This is a genomic window from Pseudoalteromonas sp. MMG010 (assembly GCF_018100905.1).
GTDB lineage: Bacteria > Pseudomonadota > Gammaproteobacteria > Enterobacterales > Alteromonadaceae > Pseudoalteromonas.
Map to the genome: position 1 here is coordinate 148,725 of NZ_JAGJEG010000001.1, position 21,603 is coordinate 170,327.

21 protein-coding genes are annotated in these 21,603 nt (G+C 39.6%); all 21 read right to left on the reverse strand.

Annotation, left to right across the window (positions count from 1 at the left end; all coding sequences use genetic code 11):
* Window positions 1–40: 40 nt before the first annotated feature.
* The 21 genes from J8L70_RS00760 to fliF all read right to left on the reverse strand — a co-directional run bounded on the left by J8L70_RS00760 (window position 41) and on the right by fliF (window position 21,601).
* A complete protein-coding gene (locus J8L70_RS00760; protein WP_211053566.1) occupies window positions 41–2,251 on the reverse strand; it encodes a chemotaxis protein CheA in 2,211 nt (736 codons plus the stop codon).
* 15 nt (window positions 2,252–2,266) lie between these two features.
* Window positions 2,267–3,037 carry a protein phosphatase CheZ gene (locus J8L70_RS00765; protein WP_211053567.1) on the reverse strand — a complete coding sequence of 257 codons (771 nt, stop codon included), beginning with the start codon at window positions 3,035–3,037 and terminating at the stop codon, window positions 2,267–2,269.
* Window positions 3,038–3,053: 16 nt separating this feature from the next.
* On the reverse strand, window positions 3,054–3,437 hold the full coding sequence (gene cheY, locus J8L70_RS00770; protein WP_211053568.1) for a chemotaxis response regulator CheY: 384 nt from the start codon (window positions 3,435–3,437) through the stop codon (window positions 3,054–3,056).
* Window positions 3,438–3,481: 44 nt separating this feature from the next.
* Window positions 3,482–4,189: an RNA polymerase sigma factor FliA gene (locus J8L70_RS00775; RefSeq protein ID WP_211053987.1), complete on the reverse strand. Its 708-nt coding sequence runs from the start codon at window positions 4,187–4,189 to the stop codon at window positions 3,482–3,484.
* Window positions 4,190–4,215: 26 nt separating this feature from the next.
* Window positions 4,216–5,085, reverse strand: coding sequence for a MinD/ParA family protein (locus J8L70_RS00780; protein ID WP_211053569.1), 870 nt, complete (start codon window positions 5,083–5,085; stop codon window positions 4,216–4,218).
* Window positions 5,078–6,553 (reverse strand): flagellar biosynthesis protein FlhF, encoded by a 1,476-nt coding sequence (flhF, locus tag J8L70_RS00785; RefSeq protein ID WP_211053570.1) that lies wholly within the window; start codon window positions 6,551–6,553, stop codon window positions 5,078–5,080. The genes J8L70_RS00780 and flhF overlap by 8 nt, the downstream gene beginning before the upstream one ends.
* Before the next feature lie 21 nt (window positions 6,554–6,574).
* A complete protein-coding gene (flhA, locus tag J8L70_RS00790) occupies window positions 6,575–8,680 on the reverse strand; it encodes a flagellar biosynthesis protein FlhA (RefSeq protein WP_211053571.1) in 2,106 nt (701 codons plus the stop codon).
* Between the two features lie 93 nt (window positions 8,681–8,773).
* On the reverse strand, window positions 8,774–9,904 hold the full coding sequence (flhB, locus tag J8L70_RS00795) for a flagellar biosynthesis protein FlhB (RefSeq protein WP_211053572.1): 1,131 nt from the start codon (window positions 9,902–9,904) through the stop codon (window positions 8,774–8,776).
* Window positions 9,905–9,913: 9 nt separating this feature from the next.
* On the reverse strand, window positions 9,914–10,693 hold the full coding sequence (fliR, locus tag J8L70_RS00800) for a flagellar biosynthetic protein FliR (RefSeq protein ID WP_211053573.1): 780 nt from the start codon (window positions 10,691–10,693) through the stop codon (window positions 9,914–9,916).
* Between the two features lie 3 nt (window positions 10,694–10,696).
* On the reverse strand, window positions 10,697–10,966 hold the full coding sequence (locus J8L70_RS00805) for a flagellar biosynthetic protein FliQ (protein WP_211053574.1): 270 nt from the start codon (window positions 10,964–10,966) through the stop codon (window positions 10,697–10,699).
* Window positions 10,967–11,000: 34 nt separating this feature from the next.
* Window positions 11,001–11,741: a flagellar type III secretion system pore protein FliP gene (gene fliP, locus J8L70_RS00810; RefSeq protein WP_211053575.1), complete on the reverse strand. Its 741-nt coding sequence runs from the start codon at window positions 11,739–11,741 to the stop codon at window positions 11,001–11,003.
* Between the two features lies 1 nt (window position 11,742).
* Window positions 11,743–12,129, reverse strand: a complete 387-nt coding sequence (fliO, locus tag J8L70_RS00815) for a flagellar biosynthetic protein FliO (RefSeq protein ID WP_211053576.1) — start codon at window positions 12,127–12,129, stop codon at window positions 11,743–11,745.
* Entirely contained in the window at window positions 12,126–12,524 is a 399-nt protein-coding gene (fliN, locus tag J8L70_RS00820; RefSeq protein ID WP_211053577.1) for a flagellar motor switch protein FliN, read from the reverse strand. The genes fliO and fliN overlap by 4 nt, the downstream gene beginning before the upstream one ends.
* A 19-nt stretch (window positions 12,525–12,543) precedes the next feature.
* Window positions 12,544–13,635, reverse strand: coding sequence for a flagellar motor switch protein FliM (fliM, locus tag J8L70_RS00825; protein ID WP_211053578.1), 1,092 nt, complete (start codon window positions 13,633–13,635; stop codon window positions 12,544–12,546).
* Window positions 13,636–13,644: 9 nt separating this feature from the next.
* On the reverse strand, window positions 13,645–14,175 hold the full coding sequence (fliL, locus tag J8L70_RS00830) for a flagellar basal body-associated protein FliL (protein WP_211053579.1): 531 nt from the start codon (window positions 14,173–14,175) through the stop codon (window positions 13,645–13,647).
* 55 nt (window positions 14,176–14,230) lie between these two features.
* Window positions 14,231–16,117: a flagellar hook-length control protein FliK gene (locus J8L70_RS00835; protein ID WP_211053580.1), complete on the reverse strand. Its 1,887-nt coding sequence runs from the start codon at window positions 16,115–16,117 to the stop codon at window positions 14,231–14,233.
* A 108-nt stretch (window positions 16,118–16,225) separates the two neighbouring features.
* Window positions 16,226–16,672 (reverse strand): flagellar export protein FliJ, encoded by a 447-nt coding sequence (gene fliJ, locus J8L70_RS00840; protein WP_211053581.1) that lies wholly within the window; start codon window positions 16,670–16,672, stop codon window positions 16,226–16,228.
* Window positions 16,672–18,006, reverse strand: coding sequence for a flagellar protein export ATPase FliI (gene fliI / locus J8L70_RS00845; RefSeq protein WP_211053582.1), 1,335 nt, complete (start codon window positions 18,004–18,006; stop codon window positions 16,672–16,674). The genes fliJ and fliI overlap by 1 nt, the downstream gene beginning before the upstream one ends.
* Before the next feature lie 18 nt (window positions 18,007–18,024).
* Window positions 18,025–18,849: a flagellar assembly protein FliH gene (gene fliH / locus J8L70_RS00850; protein WP_211053583.1), complete on the reverse strand. Its 825-nt coding sequence runs from the start codon at window positions 18,847–18,849 to the stop codon at window positions 18,025–18,027.
* A gap of 3 nt (window positions 18,850–18,852) precedes the next feature.
* Window positions 18,853–19,893: a flagellar motor switch protein FliG gene (gene fliG, locus J8L70_RS00855; RefSeq protein ID WP_211053584.1), complete on the reverse strand. Its 1,041-nt coding sequence runs from the start codon at window positions 19,891–19,893 to the stop codon at window positions 18,853–18,855.
* The gene (fliF, locus tag J8L70_RS00860) at window positions 19,886–21,601 is read right to left on the reverse strand and encodes a flagellar basal-body MS-ring/collar protein FliF (RefSeq protein WP_211053585.1); all 1,716 of its coding nucleotides are present in this window, start codon (window positions 21,599–21,601) and stop codon (window positions 19,886–19,888) included. The genes fliG and fliF overlap by 8 nt, the downstream gene beginning before the upstream one ends.
* Between the last annotated feature and the right edge of the window lie 2 nt (window positions 21,602–21,603).

Genomic DNA, 21,603 nt, shown 5'->3' on the forward strand with positions numbered 1-21,603 from the left:
TCATGCTCTATAGCGTAACAACACAGCTAAATAATCAGTATTAGCCTGCGTAGTGTTTTAACATATTAGGAACATCTAAGATAAGCGCAATACCGCCATCTGAGGTAATTGTTGCTCCAGCCATACCAGGAGTTCCTTGCAATAAAGCATCTAATGGCTTTATAACGACTTCCTCTTGTCCTATTAATGAGTCAACTACAAAGCCGACTTGCTGGCTGCCAATTTGTACGATGACAACATGCCCTTGTGCTTTTCTTTGAGTCGTATCAGCACCTTTCACTAACCAATGTTCTAAGTAAAATAAAGGAATTGCCTTTTTACGCACAACAATCGTTAATTGGCCATCAACTACATTAGTTTTAGTTAAATCTAAATGGAATATTTCGCTAACACCGGCAAGTGGTAAAGCAAATGTTTGCTCACCAACAATCACCATTAAGGTTGGTAAAATAGCTAAAGTAAGCGGTACTTTAATTTCTAGCTTAGTACCCACACCCATTTCAGACTCAATATTTATTGAACCATTCAATTGAGTTATTTTAGTTTTTACCACATCCATGCCGACACCACGGCCGGAAATATCTGAAATCTCTTCTTTAGTCGAAAAGCCCGGAGCAAAAATAAGGTTATAAGCATCCGTATCGGATAAACGACTTGCTTGATCATGGTCAAGCACACCTTTGCCTATCGCAATTTTTTTCAGTTTTTCAGCATCCATACCAGCACCATCATCTTTAATGGTTAATAAGATATGATCGCCTTCTTGTGAAGCTGATAACGTAACAGTCCCTGTTCTTGATTTACCTGATGCCTCTCTCTCATCGGGCATTTCGATACCATGGTCGACTGAATTACGCACTAAATGCACTAATGGATCCGCTAACGCTTCGACTAAGTTCTTATCTAAATCTGTTTCTTCGCCAATTAGAAGTAAATTAATCTCTTTATTTAAGCTTCGAGCTAAATCACGAACAACACGAGGGAACCTACCGAATACCTTCTTAATAGGCTGCATTCGGGTTTTCATCACCCCACCTTGCAAATCAGCTGTCACTACGTCTAAGTTCGAAATAGCTTTGCTCATTTCTTCGCTTTCACTATTGGTTGCCAAACTGACTAAGCGATTACGTACTAATACTAATTCACCCACCATATTCATTATTTCATCAAGGCGTTTAGTATCAACCCTAACGGTTGTTTCTGCAGCAGGAGGGGCAGGCTTTTTAGCGCCACCGCTAGGTCCAGCTTTTTTCACAGCTGCGGTATCGGCCACTTTTTTTGATGGTGCTGGCTTAACAACTTTTTTCTCTACTGGTTTTGCTTTAGCGGCCGGCTTAGTGGGTGCTTTAACGGCACTTTTAGGTAATTCAGATTTTGCTGCTGTTTCTAATGACTTAGGGGCTGTGCCTTTTCCATGTAACTCATCAAGTAATGCTTCAAATTCATCATCACTAATTTCATCACCGTCATCATCCACTGATTGAACATTACTAGGTGCTGTTGCAGGCACCGAAGGGGTGCTATTAAAATTACCTACGCCATGTAATTCATCAAGTAAGCTATCAAATTCGGCATCAGAAATATCACCATCAGTACTAGCTGATTCCACTGGTAGTGTTTGCTCAGTAATATTATGTTTGCCCTTTCCGTGTAACTCATCTAATAAGTTTTCAAATTCGTCTTCTGTAATTTCATCTATAGAAGAGTCAGCCTCTTTTGCTACACTTTCACTTACGCTATCAAATAATTCATCAAACGCAAAAGGGTCTTCTGCAGCATCATTAGAATCACTACTAACTTCAATATCATCAGGTTCTTGGGTTGCAATTACTTCAACTTCAGCGGATGTTTCATCATCCCCAGGGGGTTGTCCCAACTTATGCAAAACAGCCAGCAATTCAGGGTCTGCAGGTTCGGGTTGATCACGATTTTGAATGGTAGCAAACATATCATTTATCGTGTCTAAAGCTTGTAAGATCACATCCATCAACTCAGCGTTAACACTTCTAACGCCTTGTCGTAATAAATCAAATACATTTTCAGCACCATGACATGCATCAACTAACTCTGTCATAGCCAAAAATCCGGCACCACCTTTTACAGTATGAAAGCCACGGAAAATAGCATTTAATAGCTCTGAATCTTCAGGGTTATTTTCTAATTCAACTAACTGTTCAGATAAAAGCTCAAGGATTTCTCCTGCTTCAACCAAAAAATCTTGTAAAATATCTTCATCGACTTCAAAGCTCATGCAGTCATTCTCCTATTAGAAACCCAAACTTGATAAAAGATCATCAACTTCATCTTGATCTGATACAACATCATTACGCGACTCTTTATCAATAATAGGGCCTTCTGGGCCTGTTAATGATTTTTCTATGACCGGCTCTGATGCTTTTAATTGTTCCGAACTTTTTGCTGGGCTTGTGTCTTCTTGCTCTGCAAATGCTGTGAGTAGCTGGATTAAATTTTCTTCAACGTCGCGAACTAATTCAATAACACGTTTAATCACTTGCCCTGTCAAATCTTGATAATCTTGTGCCATAAGCACATTAGTTAACAAAGTTTGTAACTGATCAGTTTTAAAGTGCGAGTTGTTCATGAAGTGATCAATACTATGACATAATTTTTTAAATTCACCGAGCTCAATGTCTCGACTCATTAAACGATCCCATGTCGGTTTCATATTAGCCACTTCATCTGCCAACTGCTGTGCAAGAGGCAAGCTGGCTTCAACGGCATCCATTGTCTTATTTGCTGCGTTTTCGGTTACTTCAATAACATAGGTTAGGCGTTTTTTGGCATCCGGAATTTTGTCGGTAGTTAAATTAGATAATCGAGTATCTAAATCAAAATTATTAAGTGAACTGTGTAGTTGACGAGTTAACTTACCCACTTCTTCAAATAATTTAGACTGTTCATTAGAGGCATGATTTATCAGCAATTGATCTGCTTTTTCTTGCTCTCCATTTTCTAATAGACTAACAAGTTCTCGTGCTTGCTCTAATGTAATTTTAGACAAAATTCTTGCTGGCATTAAGTTATCCCTTATTTTAACCTAAGCGCTCAAACACTTTTTCTAGTTTCGTTTTCAGTGTGCCAGCAGTAAATGGTTTAACAATATAGCCATTTACACCTGCTTGTGCCGCTGCAATGATTTGTTCTTTCTTTGCTTCAGCGGTAACCATTAAAACAGGAATATGTTTTAAGCTATCATCTGCACGAATAGCTCTTAACAAATCAATTCCTTGCATACCAGGCATATTCCAATCTGTAACAACAAAATCAAATGTTTGATTTTGTAGCATAGGTAATGCTGTCGAACCATCATCAGCTTCCTGCACATTAGTAAAGCCTAAATCACGCAGTAAATTTTTTATAATACGTCTCATTGTAGAAAAGTCATCAACAACAAGAATTTTCATGTTTTTATCCAAAACATCCCCCAGTGAGGCCTGAACCTATGTTTATTTTACTTCAATTATATCCAGTCATTGATTTTCGCTTTTAGCTTAATCATCGCCTGCCCATGTATTTGACTTACACGCGATTCACTAACATCGAGTATATGTCCTATTTCTTTTAAATTCATCTCATCATTATAATACAAAGAAAGTACTAAAGAGTCTCGTTCTGGTAATGATTTAATTGCAATTAATAGCGATTCATTAAATTTTTCGTTTTTTATGTTATTAAATGGCTTATCTGCGCTTACATCTTGACCAACCGGTGTTATTACATCTTCATCAATACCGAGATCTTCAATCCCTAAAACCTTACTGGAATTAACATCTGTTAAAATATGATGGTACTCTTCTAGGGAAATATCAAGTTTCTCAGCAACTTCTGTATCTTTTGCTTCTCGACCTAAGCGAGTTTCTAATTCTTTTATTGCTTGTGCAACTTCTCTACTTTTTCGATGTACAGAGCGAGGAGCCCAGTCACCACGACGCATTTCATCAAGCATGGCGCCACGAATTCTAATTCCAGCAAAGGTTTCAAAGCTCGCTCCTTTTGTCGCATCAAAGCTTTTACTGGCTTCAATCAAGCCTATCATGCCCGATTGAATCAAATCATCAAGTTGAACACTAGGAGGCAGTCGAGCAATTAAATGGCAGGCTATTTTTTTCACTAAATCGGCGTGCTGCTGAATTATCACATTCAAGTTGACTGTTGATTGATATCCCATCGCTTTTTTCACCGGTATTGTCATATTTAGCCGTTAACTAGCTTCTCAATAAAAAATTCTAAATGACCCGAAGGTTGATTAGGTATAGGCCATTTTGTTGCATTTGTCGCTAAAGCTTTAAATGCAAGGGCCGCTGGGGAATTAGGAAAGAGGTCTACAATAACTTTTTGGCGGCGAGTCGACTTACGCATATTTTCATCAAACGGAATCGTTGCAACTAGCTCCATTGATACATCTAAGAAACGATCGGTTACTTTAGATAGCTTCGCAAATAGCTCTTGCCCTTCACGAAGAGAGCGTACCATATTAGCAACAACTCTAAATTTGTATACGCCATGTTCACGGCTTAAAACCTTAATTAAAGCGTATGCATCGGTAATTGAAGTTGGCTCGTCACACACGACAACCATTACATCTTGTGCAGCTCGAGAAAAGCTTAGCACCATATCAGAGATACCTGCTGCGGTATCAACAATTAAAATATCAAAATCAGTATTAAGTTCACTAAAAGCACGAATTAAGCCCGCATGCTCTGAAGGTGTTAACTCGACCATACTTTGTGAGCCTGAGGTTGCAGGAACAATTTTAATCCCAGCAGGCCCTTCAACTAAGATCTCGTCTAGCTCACACTCTCCTGATAGAACATGAGATAAATTACGTTCAACACGTAATCCAAGCATAACATCACAGTTTGCAAGCCCTAAATCAGCATCAAGTACCAATACTCGATTGCCTTGTTGGCCTAGTGCTATTGCGGTATTTAAAGAAACGTTAGTTTTTCCTACTCCGCCTTTACCACCGGTAACAGCAATAACTTTTACACTGCTGTTATTGTTATTTTTATTTTTACTCATTTCTCGCAGGCCGCTTGCTTGATCTAATTCTGTGTTAATCATACATCTCTACTGTGCTTGACGCCACTGCTTGGTGTCTTGATTGTTGTGCTTTTGTTCGTTTTAAAAAAAGTTGTTCAGCCTTTTTCACTAATTTCTGTGCATTTGCAACACGAATATCTTCAGGAACTCGCTGACCATTAGTAAGATACCCTATTGGGAGACGATTTTGAATGGCTATACTAATAATCTCACCTAAACTTAACGATTCATCTAATTTTGTAAAGATACAACCACTTAATTGTACCTTTTTAAAGTGTCTAACTGTTTCTTGTAGTACATTAATTTGAGAGGTAGCACTAAGTACTAAGTAGCTTCGTATATCAACTCGTTGATTACGCATGAGAGTATTAAGTTGCTCGGTCAAACGTAAGTCTCTTTGACTCATACCTGCGGTATCTATTAATACTAGACGTTTATTACGTAAATGATACAACACTTCAGCAAGCTCATTGGCATCCTTAACTTGCTTTACTCCACAGCCAATAATACGTCCATAAGTGGCAAGTTGTTCATACGCACCTATACGATAAGTATCGGTTGTAATAAGTGCTACTTTATCAGCACCGTATTTTTTGGCTCCTAGTGCCGCTAATTTAGCCACCGTGGTTGTTTTACCTACACCTGTTGGTCCAACTAATGCAAATACACCGCCTTGGCGTAATATTTCATTATTTGTAGTGTGCATTTGGTTTTCAACCATTTGTAACAATGCTTTCCAACCTTGTTGGCGAGACACATCATCAGGTACAAAACACGCCATTTGCTCAGCAACATCTTTACTGATCCCCATGCCGACTAAGCGGTCTACCATACAAGCTCTAGTTGGATCTTTTCGCGCCATATCCTGCTGCATTAAGCCTGACACTTGGTGCTCTAATAATTGACGCATTGCTGAAATTTCATCACGCATTGCACTCATTTCATCGTTAGAGGCAGCAATATTTGGTTTTTTTACTGGGGTATCTAAATCATCAAAGTCACGATCTAAGTCATCAAAACCAAGGCTATCAGCTTGAGTTGGCGCACGTGATGCTGCTCTATTTGTAACAGCAGGTTCAGCAAACAAGTCGCTGTGGCGCTGACTTAGTGCAGGCTCTTGATAATCATCAGTGGTATTAATACCTGATTGGCTAAACATTGATGCAAGCTCTGGCGAACGAGGACGCGGTGATTGGCGCTCAAGTAAAGCTTCTAAACTGTCAGCCACTTTAGCTTGTGGTTGCTCTTTTGCACGCGAAGGCTGTGGTTTAACAAAGTGATGTTTTTCTTGCGCAGCACGAGATTGCATATTCATTGCAGGGGCTGTATGAGGTTGAGGCGCAGCTTTGTCATAATCAACGGCTGCAACAATCTCAACACCATTTGCTAGCTTTTTATTTGACATAATTACAGCATCAACACCTAGTTCATCTTTTACTTCTTTTAGTGCTGTGCGCATATCTTTTGCAAAAAAACGTTTAATCTTCATGGTTCACCCCTTTAAAATCGATTATTGGCCGACCGAGCTAACTATCTTGATTTGTCTTTCATCTGGTACCTCTTGGTAAGACATCACCCGTAGACCTGGAATGGTGTACTTAACAAAACGAGATAACACAGTTCGTAACATACCCGACGTTAGCAATATAGAAGGTTCACCGGCCATTTCTTGATTTTGATGAGCGTCTGTCAATGAGTGTTGAAGTCGCTCTGCAAGTCCTGGTTCAATACCGGCACCTTCGTCGCCTGCATTCTGAAGTGATTTATGCAACATCTGTTCCAACTCTGGCGCCAAGGTTATGACAGGGATTTCTGATGACATACCAACCGCATCTTGAACGATTAATCTTCTTAATGAAATTCGTACTGCAGCCGTTAGTACATCAGGGTCTTGGCTACGAGGACCATACTCAACTAAAGTTTGAACAATCGAGCGCATATCACGAATTGCGACCCCTTCATTAAGTAAATTTTGTAGTACTTTTACAATAACTGTTAGTGGCATAACATCGGGAACTAAACCCTCAACGAGTCTTGGATGACTTTTTGCTAGCATATCCAATAGATTTTGTACTTCTTCGTGTCCTAATAAAAGTGCGGCACTATTTGTTAATAATTGGCTAATATGCGTTGCTACTACCGTTGCCGAGTCAACGACCGTGTAACCTAATGATTGTGCTTCATCTTTTTGTGCTGGTTTAATCCACACGGCATCTAAACCAAAAGCAGGATCTTTAGTATCAACTCCTTTAATTGGCCCAAATACTTGACCCGGGTTAATGGCTAATTCATCACCATGTTTAAGCTCCCCTTCACCACTAGAAACCCCCATCATTGTGATGCGATAAGCATTAGGGTCTAACTCTAAGTTATCTCTAATATGCACAGGGGGGACTAAAAAGCCTAACTCTTGTGACAACTTTTTACGTACACCTTTAATTCTATTTAATAACTCACCACCTTGAGATTGGTCGACTAAGGGGATCAATCTATAACCAACTTCTAAACCAATCACATCAACCTGCTGTACGTCATCCCAACCTAATTCTTTTTGCTCTTGTTTATTAGCGACACCTTGGCCTTTTGCACCATTGGCTTCTTCTTGCGCTGCAAGCTGTGCTGCTTTTAACTTACTCTGCTGAGTGTAATAAGCTAAATAGCCTAACAATGCACCTAGGCTTAAAAAGGCGATATGAGGCATGCCGGGAACTAAGCCCATTGCTATTAAAATACCCGACGCTATAAATAATGACTTTTCATTACCAAGCTGAGTTTTAAATTGCTCGCCCATGTTATGCGATTCATTTTGACGGGTTACCACTATTGCGGTACCAATAGAAAGTAATAAAGAAGGTAATTGAGCAACGAGACCATCACCGATAGTCAGTAATGTATAAACCTCCATAGCACGACCAAAACTTAAATCGTGTTGGATCATGCCAACAAATAAACCACCCACAATATTTATAATTAATATCACAATACCGGCGATAGCATCACCTTTTACAAACTTACTCGCACCATCCATCGAACCATAAAAATCCGCTTCACGAGTCACTTCGCTGCGTCGCTCTCTAGCTTGCTCGGCACTTATAAAACCAGCATTTAAATCGGCATCTATTGCCATTTGCTTACCGGGCATCGCATCTAAAGTAAAGCGTGCAGATACTTCTGAGATACGCCCTGCACCTTTAGTAATAACCACAAAGTTAATGATAATCAGAATTAAAAATACAACTAAACCAACCGCGTAGTTACCACCAATTACAACTGAGCCAAACGCTTCGATTACTTTACCCGCAGCATCACCGCCATTGTGCCCCTCTAGCAATACAACCCGAGTACTGGCCACATTAAGTGCTAATCGCATAATGGTTGCTATCAGTAATACTGCCGGGAACATACCAAACTCAAGTGGTTTCATTGTGTAAACAGTAACAAGCAGTACAACTAGCGCTAACGCAATGTTAAATGAAAAAAGAATATCCAGTAAGAATGGCGGCAGTGGTAAAATAACCATGCCTAAGGCAGCAAGCACCATTAGCGGTGTTCCTACTCCTTTCGCATACTCTTTTTTATCTTTGTTTATTTGTTGTAATACTGCTTTAAAATCCATAACTCTACAATTTCAAAAAATTGACACTGCATAGGATTTGCAATAACTATTCCAAGTTATAAAAATAAAAAATTTAAACGCTAACTTAGTTAATTAATACTTGTAAGCTTCTGGGATGGGTAGTTTTTTGCTCAACGCTGTTGGCCTTTTTCCACGCCCTTTTTTAAAGCGCTTTAACTGAAAAACATAAGCTAATACTTGAGCTACAGCCGTGAATAATTGATCGGGTATCTGATCGCCCACCTCCGCTGTATGATAAAGTGCACGAGTGAGCATCGGGGATTCAAGAACAGGAACTTCATTACCTTTTGCAATTTTTCGAATTTGCATTGCCATTTCGTCTATCCCCTTTGCCAAAACAATCGGGGCACCTGCTCGCTCTGTATCGTATTTTAACGCAACAGAGTAATGAGTTGGGTTGGTGACGATCACATCGGCATCAGGAACATCTTGCATCATTCGACGCTGCGACATTTGTCGTTGAGTTTGCCTAATGCGCGCTTTAATTTGAGGGTCACCTTCGGAGTTTTTATACTCGTCCTTAACTTCTTGAAGGGTCATTTTTAGTTGCTTATTATGACTATAACTTTGATAAGGCGCATCTATCGCAGCGATTAACGCAAGGGTGCAAGATAAACCTAAAAACATCCAAGATAATATTTCAAGTGCATGAATAATATTTCCAGGCGCACTCTCTAAACTAAGATGTAATATTTCATCAAAAAATGTTTGAATCAAAAAGATGGCACATACAGCCACCATTGAAAATTTTAAAATAGCTTTAAGTAACTCAACCGCCGCTTGCGAGCCAAACATGCGCTTAAACCCTTTCATGGGCGACATTTTATTTGCTTTAGGCGCAGCTGCTCCCCAGCTAAAATTAAAGCCACCCAATAACGTATTGCCAATTATAGCCGCTAAAACAATAATTAATACAAACATCGCCATAGGGAAAATTAAAGCGTCTGCAACGTAACCCCAAACTGAAAACATTTTTGTTGTATCGTAGGTCTCACTGCGGTTTAAGCTTAACAACCGGCCCATCACATTGTACAAACCCTTACCTATTTCAGGTCCATATAAAAGCAATGAAATAGCCGAGAAAATCAGTACAAACATAGTTCCTAATTCTTTAGAACGCGCTATCTGTCCCTTTTTTTTGGCATCATCCACTTTTTTGGATGTGGGTTCTTCTGTTTTTTCTTGCCCTGAATCTTCAGCCATATCTATTTCCTAAGGAGTACACCCGACTAAAGAACACATAAGCTCAACCATTTTTAGCCACTGAAATTCAAACTGTGCAACAAAGTTACCCAGCGTAGCCCAAATAATAACCAGCCCTGCGACTAAAGTGAAAGGAAAGCCTATTGAAAAAATATTTAATTGTGGCGCTGCGCGTGTCATTACACCAAACGACATATTAATCACCAACATCGCTGTTAATGGGGCTAGTGACAAAACCAAAGCAGTAGTAAACATCCAGCCACCCCATGTCACAATATCCCAATAGTGATCAACTGCCCACCATGTGCCATCAATAGGCAGTACAATAAAACTATGCACAATCATTTGTATCATCATTAAATGACCATTAAATACGAAAAACAATAATGTTGATAAAATAAGATAAAATTGTCCGACTGCCGGCACACTTAAACCATTTGAAGGGTCAACGACTGAGGCAAAACCCAAGCCGGTTTGCATTGCGAGTATTTGCCCCGCCAAAACGAAAGTGTTTAACATTAATGTCGATGCAAAGCCTATCGCAACTCCTATCAGCATTTGCTGAATGACAACTAAGATCATTTTAAAAGAGAAGAGTTCGGTAAACGGAGCAGGCTCTAAAGTGGGTACTGCTAAAAAGGTAATTACAACGGCTAGCCCCATTTTTATGCGGGTTGGAATGTTTTTCGCGCCAATGCCAGCCATGACCATAATCATTGAGCTAATCCGCACTAATGGCAACAAAAAATCACTAAGCCATTGAATAACAACTGTAAATGGATATTCCATCTACTAGCCTGCAATTTCAGGAATAAGCATAACCAAGCCTGTAAAAAAATCCATCAGCTCTTGAGTAAACCAGTGACCACCCACAATGAGTGCACCAATAGTGATTAATAAACGAGGTAAAAAACTAAGGGTTTGTTCATTAATTGAGGTTGCGGCTTGGAATACAGCTACAACTAAACCAACCAATAATCCTGGGACAACAATGGCAGACACTAATTTAATAACAACAAAAAGGGCACCACTTAATATATCAACAAATACTTCAGGTTCCATTAGTCCGCCTAAATATAGTTAAAAATGCACCCAACTAGCTGCCTAAACCAAAACTTTTAGCTAGAGTACCCATCACTAAGCCCCAACCATCAACCAATACAAATAACATAATTTTAAAAGGCAACGAGACTATCATCGGTGATAACATCATCATACCCATTGCCATTAGTACAGAGGCAACGACCAAATCAACTATCAAAAAGGGAATGAAAAACATAAAGCCAATTATAAATGCCGTTTGTAACTCACTGGTAACAAAGGCAGGAATAAGCACAATTAATGGCGTATCCTCCGGTGAATCTAATTGATCATAACCGGCAATTTTAGCAAATGTTTCTAAATCTTTTAAACGAACCTGTGACAACATAAAAGCCTTCATGGGCTCTTTTGCCAGTTCCAGTGCTTGCACTGAGGTAACCTGCTCATTCAAATAAGGTTCTATCGCTCTTTCATTCACTTGTTGGTAAATTGGCGCCATAATAAAAATACTTAAAAATAAAGACATTCCCAACAAAATTTGGTTCGAAGGCGTTTGCTGCAAGCCAATTGCTTGGCGCAAAATAGCTAAAACAACAATAATACGCGTAAACGAGGTCATCATAATAATAGCGGCAGGAATAAAGCTTAAAGCCGTCATTATCGCTAGTACTTGCAGTGTCACCGAGTAATCTTGTGAACCATCCGCATTCGTTGTAATGTTTAATGCCTCAATACCCTCTGCATTTACATTTGGCGCACACACCAATACAAAAATAATTAACAGCCACTTTATCATATCAGTTCTTTTTATTTTGTTGAGTTTGAGGGTTTAAAAGCTGACTAAAACGCTTCGCTAATTCAGGCAACTCTTTCTCTGCTAAGGGGGTGTCTAACTTGTGTAAATAGTTAATACTATGAGGTGTAACACCTAACAAATGTTGTGCATTATCAATTTCAACAATCATTAAACGTTCTTTCGCGCCCAATGGTAAACTGCGCACCACTTTAAATTCATGACTATTTGCTAAATTAGGGTTAAGTTTACGAACCAACATAGCAAGAACTATTATTAGTACAAGTACACAAACCAAAGACAACACCATAGAGATTATATCTCCTGATGGTGTTGTATCAGATGTCTGGCTAAATACCGAACTTGTTGTTAAGGCAATCAGCATATTCATCGTAATTTTTTAATACGCTCTACTTGGCTAATAACATCAGTTAACCGAATACCAAATTTATCATTAACAACCACCACTTCACCATGGGCAATTAATGTACCATTAACTAATACATCCAAAGGTTCACCGGCCACACGATCTAGCTCCACAACAGAACCTTGATTAAGTTGTAGTAAATTACGAATATTTATTTTAGAGCGCCCAACTTCCATTGAAATAGTCACTGGTATATCTAAAATTGTATCTAACTTTCGTTTTTCTTCGCCACTAATCGTTTCATTTGAACCACTAAGCTCATCAAGTTCAGCTACCTGTGCTTCTGCGCCAGCATCACTGCCCTCTGCTTCTGCAAGTGCTGCGGCCCATTCGTCCATTGTATCTTGCTCATCACTCATAATTTAACCTTTAAATTCTCTACCAATCTAAATCTACACCTTCAGAGAGGTGTAAGTCACCTTCCAGCGCTGCTAATTCAGCCTCTGAATCAATTTTTTTGCCACCTTTAGTAAATACATTTAATTCAGATTTTACTGATTCAGGGCGTTTTATTTTTTCACTAATTTGCAAGGCAACATTATCACGAGAACGTCCCATTTTAGCTCTATACGTAGGCAGTTCTTCTACAAATACAGTGATATGCTCTGGCATTTCTACAGGTATAATATCGCCCGCTTTAAATTCCATAATTTGCTGTAGACTCAAATCAACTTCAAGTAACTGAGTTGATAACTCTACCTCAACATCCATTATTTCATCACGTAACGCTTTACTCCAGCGTAAGTCAGTATCTTCAGTATCTGATTGCACACCCGCATCAAGTAACTCTCTGATTGGCTCTAACATTGAATAAGGCAAAGCAATGTGGAAATCACCGCCGCCGCCATCTAACTCAATATGAAAAGAGCTAATCACCACCACTTCTGTTGGACTAACAATATTCGCCATTGCAGGGTTAACTTCAGAGTCAAGGTATTCAAACGACACATCCATCACCGGTGCCCATGCTTCTTTATAATCCTCAAAAATGATTTTTAGCAGCATTTGCACAATACGTCGTTCTGTTGGAGTAAATTCACGCCCTTCTATTTTTGCATGGTAACGACCATCTCCACCAAAAAAGTTATCAACCAAAATAAACACTAAACGTGCTTCCATGGTGATTAACCCAGTTCCTTTAAGTGGGCGAAATCGCACCATATTCAAACTGGTTGGCACAAATAAAGTATGGATATATTCGCCAAACTTAATCATTTGCACACCATTAATAGATACTTCGGCAGTACGGCGCATCATATTAAATAAGCTAATTCGCATATGGCGAGCAAATCGTTCGTTTACGATTTCCAGTGTCGGCATGCGACCACGCACGATACGATCTTGAGAAGAAAAATCATACTGTAACGTATTCGCTTCGCTCTCACTATCCTCGTGTATATCCTCTTCTTCAACGTCATCAACACCGTGTAATAGCGCATCAATTTCGTCTTGGGATAATAAATCGCTCACTCTAACCCCTTATTGCATTACAAAGCCGGTAAATAACACCCGCTCAATGATTTTGCTACCCTCTACTTCATTTAAAGCACTTTGAACTTTCTCTAGTGCCGCAAATCGTAGCGTTTCTTTGCCTATGGTTGTACTTAGCTCATCTGCAGTAGTGGTAGAAAACACACTCAATAATGTGCCCTCTATTAATGGGATATGTTTTTTAGTGGTTTCTTCGTTTTCATTACCACGTACTAAAAGCTGTACTTTAATTTGCACAATACGATCACGACTCGCTCCTGGCACATTAAAAACAAAAGGCCTTGGCATAGCCACATATATGGCAGAACCGATTTGAGCCCCATCTCCTTGCGCTGCAACATTTTCACTACTCTCGGTTAGTGTGCTTTCGTCATCTAAAGTCTCTGCGGGTGTATCTGAATCCGACATCAAGAAGTACCCACCGATACCCGCGGCTAATAATACAACCACAGCAATAATGATGATAAGTTTCTTTTTGCTCTTTACTGGTTCTTCAATTTCTAAACTTTCTTCTGCCATAACGCTTCCTTTGTTAAAGGGTACCTACTTGTTTTAACTATTATAATAGCAGTACTTAGGCATAGTAATCTATTGATGATGAAGTTTGTTGTCGAGAACTTTGCAAAGTATTTTGAGATAATGTGTTATTTTCATCCTGAGCAGCCTCTTTTTTAGTAAAAAAGCCTGGGTTATTCTCTGACTCACCATTGCCTCCTGCTGAGCCTGACTGCTCTTGAGAAATCGAACTTTCGCCTAACTCAATGCCTTGTTGGGCAAGCATATCTCGTAATTTAGGCATTGACTGCTCTAACGCTTCTTTGGCTTGCTGATTTTGCACTACAAAATTAATTTGTGCTTGTTCAGCATCACTACGAATACGAATTTGCATACTGCCCATTTCAGGTGGGTCCAATCGAATTTCAGCTTCTTTATTATTAATACTTAACATCGTGCTGACACGTTCTTGTAGCATTTTAGCCGCATCACTTTTTATTAGGCTGACAGTTTGTAACTGTTCGCTATCTAAACCTGTTTGTTTAGTTTGGCTATTAGCTTGTAGTTGTTGTGATTGTAATAATTGGCTTTCATCAAATTGCTGTTCAATACTTTCTTGTATATCTGTTTGTGTTTGCATCGTCGTGGTTATTTCAGAAAATAACTGCGTAACTCGCTCACTGCGTAAGCCCATATTTTCATTGATTTTTTCAGCCTTTACTAACGAAGATAATAACGCTTGCTCATCTTGTATTACATCATCAGCTACAATCTCAGAAGCAACTTCAGATACAATATCAGAAGCAACTTCAGCTACAACATTACTGTTGTTATCAATATTATTAAAGTTAATATTATTTGGGTTAACTAAACTTTCGTTTCGTCCCGCTGTATTATTCGCCAATATATTGGTTGATATTTTACTCTGTGTGTTAAGCGCCTCATCTAAATCGGCAATAACAGTATGGAGTTGAGCTGTTTGCTCAGTGTTAATTGGTTTTTCATCAACAAAGCTTTTAAGTTGCCCCAACAATTGCGATTTTTCAGTATTAGATAACGACGCCAACTCTTTATTTAAATCTAATTGACTAGGCGTATCAGAAGGTAATGCTTTTTCAGTTTGTTGGTTAGCACTCACATACTGTGATAATAGATCTTTTAACGTCGTTGCTTTAGTTGCGTTTGTTTCACTAGCCATGCTTTGTAATTGTGTTTTTAACTCTTCATTTTGTTCTAAAGTTAAACCTGCTAGTAGTTCATCCGATTCTATTGCTTCGCTACTATTATCAACTAATTTTGTCACTGACGTTAAAATACTTGTTTGCATTTCATCATCATTAACGGTTGTCATTTGCGATAAGTTTTGTTCACTTTCTTGAGCTGACATCTTATTTATCGCTAGAGTCGCCGTTGTAAATAAACTTAAATCATCTGCATGCACATCAATAGGGTCGTCGATAATTGGAGAAATACCCTCTTTAGGCGGCACTGCAACGGGCATTAATTGATTAATATCAAATTGTGGATCATGGCCCACCAAATGAACATTTATTGAAGTATCGATATTATTTGCGGCATTTATTTGCTCAAGCATATCACTGCCTATTAATGCCTCTTCACTTTCATCAATTAAATCTTCGCTGCCTATTATCTCAAGGTCGTTATTATCAGCTAATAGATCGTCAATAAAGTGTGGTTCAGTGTGTTCATCATCAATAAAGTGCGGTTCAGTTTGCTCATCACCACTTTTATTCATAGACGCTAAAGAGTGCTCTTTATTATTGGTTGAAGGAATTGTTGGACTGGCGCCATTTTTTTTCAACTCAGCTTCAACCTGCCCATTGGCAGTGGTAAATTGCTGAAAAAAATCCCCTTCCATACTTTCACTATTGCTTGGTAAGTCACTGTTTTTCATTAATGAGCTTGGATCAAGCTCTGTAAAAGTTAACTGTACTGTATCAATCATCGCTGTAAACCACCTAATTCAAAGAGGCAACTGATTACCGAAGTATGCCAAAATAAAGTCTTGTGTGTATTTAAAGCAATTAATGTGCCGAAATGTTAATCAAAATGACTATTGTGCTTTTTGTCGCTGGTAAAATTGATTAGACGAAAATTCATCAAGCATTTTTTGTTCATTTTTATTTGCCAGTGCCAATGCTTTTTGCTTTTGTTTTTCAATGAGCATCGATACCGCTTTTGCTTTAATTTGTTGTTTTAGCCATAACGATTTGCGCTGACCTACCACTTGCTTTGCGGTATTAACTGTTGCGGCTTGTTGTTTAATTGCTTCTTCTATTTTTGCAATAAAAGCATGATATTGACTAAACCCTGCACTTGATAAACCCGACTGTCCTTTAATATGTAACTGCTGCATATATTCAAGACGAAAATCATTTAAGCCTTGCAGTTTTTGTTGGTTAGCCTGAAAGTTCTGCTGTGCTTGTAAATACCCCAAACGCAGTGATTCTTCTTTATCATTTTCAAGCTTTAGTAATAAATTAAGTTTACTTTTTGCCATTATGCTTGTCCTAACAATTGCGCAAGTCCTTGCAGAGCATCATCATACGTTATGACATCTCGCATCCCTTGTTGTAAAAATTGATTGACTCTAGGCATCATATTAATCGCTTGATCAAGCATCTTATCAGTTCCTTTTTGATAAGCCCCTAAAGTGATCATATCTTTATTTTGTTGGTACATAGAATACACTTGCTTTAGCACTCTTGCCTGTTGCATATGTTGCTCAGAAACGACCTGAGGCATCACCCGCGAAATTGACTTTTCAATATCAATGGCAGGGTAATGACCGCTATCTGCTAACTCTCTAGATAATACAATATGCCCATCTAAAATAGCGCGAGCAGCATCAGCAATAGGGTCTTGCATATCATCCCCTTCACTTAATACGGTAAAAAAGGCTGTAATCGAACCTTGCCCTTCACCGCCATTGCCTGCCCGCTCGACTAACGCAGGCAGTTTTGCAAATACCGAAGGTGGGTATCCTTTGGTAGCCGGTGGTTCGCCAACCGCTAATGCAATTTCACGCTGCGCCATGGCATAGCGCGTAACAGAGTCAAGTAACAGCAATACATTCAGCCCTTGATCCCGAAAGTACTCCGCAATCGTGACTGCACTTTCACAGCCTTTTAATCGCATTAAAGGCGATGCATCTGCAGGGGCTGCAACCACCACAGAGCGTTTACGCCCTTCTACACCTAAAATTTCTTCTATAAATTCTTTTACTTCGCGGCCACGTTCACCCACCAGGCCCACTACAATCACATCCGCTTCACTGCCGCGTGTCATCATTCCCAGTAAAACAGATTTACCCACACCAGAACCTGCAAACAGTCCCATACGCTGACCTTGTCCTACCGTTATGACCGAGTTAATTGAGCGCAGCCCAACATCCATAGGTTGGCTAATGGGTCTTCGAGAAAGTGGATTTATGGGCTTTTGAGCAAATTTTAAATAATGTTCAGCATTCACTTTACCTAAGCCATCAAGTGGGCGGCCCAAACCATCCACTACACGTCCTAATAAGCTCATACCAACCGGTAAACCCGCATCGTTAACTTGGGGGATCACACGCGCCCCTGGTAATACACCAGAGATATGATCATTTGGCATTAAATAAAGTGTTTTATCGTTAAACCCCACCACTTCAGCATCAACAAAGCCGTTCATGGTTTCAATTTTACATTGACTTCCAACGGCTGCTCGCAATCCTTTTGCTTCAAGTGTTAAACCAACAACACGTGTTAAAATACCCGCAACAGCAGGCTTTACAGGGGAGATAAATTGTTGATACTCAGATAAGCGATCACTGAGTGAAGAAGTTGAAGCTGTCATAACAAACCAATAAAACGATCAGATACCACTGCTATGCAAAAAGCTATCCAATGTTTCTTTGACACGTGTTTGCAAACGCATATCAAGCGATGACTGCGCCGTTTTCACTTCACAACCACCACGTTCTAAAGTGGGCTCAGGAATTAATTGCCAATGATTATCTGCTATCGCTTGTTCGCCGTAGCTTGTTTGTATAAATGCTAAATCTTCTGGATGTAAATGAATACGTACTTTTTCTTGCTCACTATTGAGTGCGTCAATACTGTGCTTTAACGTGTGTAAAATAACAGATTGGGAAATACTTACCTCTTGGTAAATAATCGACTCAGCCAACATAACCGACAATTGAACTAACTGTTTTTCTGCAGCTTCGTCCACTTTAGCTAAAGGTGCATTTAACGCATCTAACACCGTTTTTAAGCCCTTTAATTGCTCATCAAGTAACGGCTTTATTTCATCTTTGCCTTGCGTTTTACCAATCTCAACGCCTTCCTTGTAACCCGCTTCTTTACCCTCAGTGACGCCTTTATCAAAACCATCAATGTAGCCTTGTTCATGCCCTTGCTTTAAACCTTCATCAAAGGCATCTTGTCTTATACGTTCAAGCTCAGCCATGGTTAAGCTAGGCAGGTCGGGTTCTTGGTTTTGTGGCTCAGGTTCTAAAGCCTCTTCTTCAATCTGCTCTTTTCTATATAACTGTGATAATGGGGTCCCAAAAGCATTGGAACGATCACCAAAGCTGCTTTCATCTACTTCTACATCCGGAATATCCCAATGCTTAAGTAGCTCTTGCTCTTCTTCGGCGTTCAGCATTCTGCCTTTTTCAATCGATGATTTAGCCATAGCCTACAGGAACTCCTCACCACCACCGCCGCCTAGCTGAATCTCACCAGAATCAGAAAGTCTTCGCGCAGTCGCTAAAATTTCTTTTTGTGCTGCCTCAACTTCACTAATACGTACCGGGGCCATTGCCTCTAAGTCATCTGCAAGCATATCTGCAGCTCGCTTAGACATATTACCTAAAATTTTATCTTTAAGTGCATCATCTGCACCTTTAATGGCTTTCATAAGCACATCTTGTTGCACTTCACGTAATATGGCTTGAATACCGCGGTCTTCAACATCCATCAAGTTTTCAAAAACAAACATTAAATCTTGAATTTGTTGCGACATTTCTTCGTCATGTTCACGAATTGAATCCATCAACTGCCCTTCAACATTGGTATCTAGGTAGTTCATTATATCTGCAGCTGCTTTTAAGCCACCCATCTTCGCCGCTTGCGCACCTGCTTGGCCTGCAAACTGTTTTTCCATAATTTCGTTTAATTCTTGCAATGCAGCTGGCTGAACTTCTTCAAGGTTTGCAATACGCATGGTTAAATCTAGGCGTACTTTTTCAGCAAACTGCGCCAAAATTTCGGCAGATTGCTCTGGTTCTAAATACGATAAAACAATCGTTTGAATTTGGGGATGCTCGTTACGGATAATATTCGCAACTTGCTTCGAATCCATCCATTTTAACGAATCGAGTCCCTTAGCACCCGATCCCATTACTATCTGATCAATTAGACTTGCCGCTTTATCTTCGCCTAACGCAGCGGTTAGCGCATTCTTGATAAAGTCTTCAGACTGAAAACCAATCGTACTAAAGCTTTGAATCTGTTCAATAAACAAGTTGTGTACTGCACTTATTTTTGCTTGTGACAAATCATCAAGAGCCGCCATAGCCATACCAACTTTTTGTACTTGCTTTGGCTCTAAATGCTTTAATATTTGTGCAGCATCTTCTTCTGATAAACTAAGTAATAGTATAGCGGCTTTATCTACCCCATCTAACTTGTCTACGTCAAAGGCCGCTGGTAATTGTTTTTGTTCTTGATCAGTCATCTTCTGTTAACCACGCTTTCACTACTTGTGATGAGAGTTCCGGTTCGTTAGCCACTAAAGCCCTTACTGCTTTGAGTAAGTCTTCGTCACCGTGTAAATCAGGTAACTGTAGTGTACCATCACTTGAGAAGCCAACCGAAGCAGAATCAAAATCTTTTGTTAACATATCATCAATCGAACTATCGCCAATATCAACACCAGATGTTAATGCATCTTCATCATACTCTTCTAACGTATCATCAGGGTAAATTAAACGTTTAAGCATCGGTTTTACTACCGCCATTATCAATACAATAATAACAATAGCCCCTAACACTAAGCGTACTATTTTAATTAACCAGTCTTGTTCCCATAATGGTACTTCTATTTCAGCACCAATATCTTCACGAACGAAGGGTACCGTCACCACTTCGAGTGCATCACCGCGTTGCATATCAAAACCAACGCCACCTTGTAATAAACGACGAATATTGCTTAGCGCTTCGACAGAGCGAGGCGTCATTGTTGTTTCGCCGCTTTCGCCTACTTTTGGTAGATAATCAACAGCAACCGATACACTAATACGGCGTATCACTCCCGTTTGCTGGCGTTTATGTGAAATAGTGGTATCTAATTCATAGTTGCGTGTTGCTTCTTTATGGCTACGAGAAGGGGTTGTTGCAGAGCCTGCACCACCTTGTCCTGCCACCTCAGGAATATTAGAATTAACAGGAGGTTGATTAGTTAGTGCACCTGGAATACCGACGGCTAAGCCACCAATGTTATTTTCTTCAAAGGTCGTTTCACTTCTTACCGCAGGTAAATCTGGGTTGTAACGCTTTTGCGTTTCTTCTACGGCACTAAAGTCCATTGTTAAATCAACTTGTGCGGTATAATTTCCTAAGCCAACAACTGGAATTAATATGCTATCAATTTTTTCTAAGTATTCTTGCTCACGTTTGCGTTCAATATCATATTCTTTACGCGAACGAGCAGCGAGTGAATCTTGTGAGCCAGAATTTAATAATCGACCATTTTGATCTGTCACCGTTACACGAGCTGGCTCTAAACCCTGCACCGCAGAGGCAACCATATCGACAACCGAATCAACTTCTTCAGAATCAATACTGCGTCCGCGTTTAAGTGTTAATACCACCGTCGCAGAAGGTTTCTTTTCACGGCGAGCAAATACGTTTTCTTTTGGGATAGCTAATAATACTTTGGCACGAGTTACTTTATTTAACTCTTCAATTGTACGCGCAAGCTGTTGCTCTCGGCCATGCTTTAAACGCTCACGTTCTAAACGCTGGCTAACACCAAAGCCCATATCTTGCATTAATATATCAGTGCCCGAGCTTGGCCCTTGGTCTAACCCTTCGCGAGTCATTAATAATTTAATGTTTTGATATTCGCTCTCAACCACCGAAACAACATTACCATCTAACTGGTATTCAATTTTTTGAGCGTCTAAAAAATCAAGTGTTTGAATAAGCTCTTCGGTTTGCATTTTACCAAGTGGGCGCATATCAGGCTGCTTTGCCCAAATAAAGATAAAAATAGCAATCGCTAAACATATCCCTAATGCAATCACCAGTGTCACTTGGCGCAATAAATCCACACCATTTAATGCACTTAAGTAACCCGATTTTTGTTCTTGTTGAACTTCACTATCAGCAGTGTCTATACCACCTGCTAATGCAAGATCTGTAGATTGATTAGATTGCGCCACAA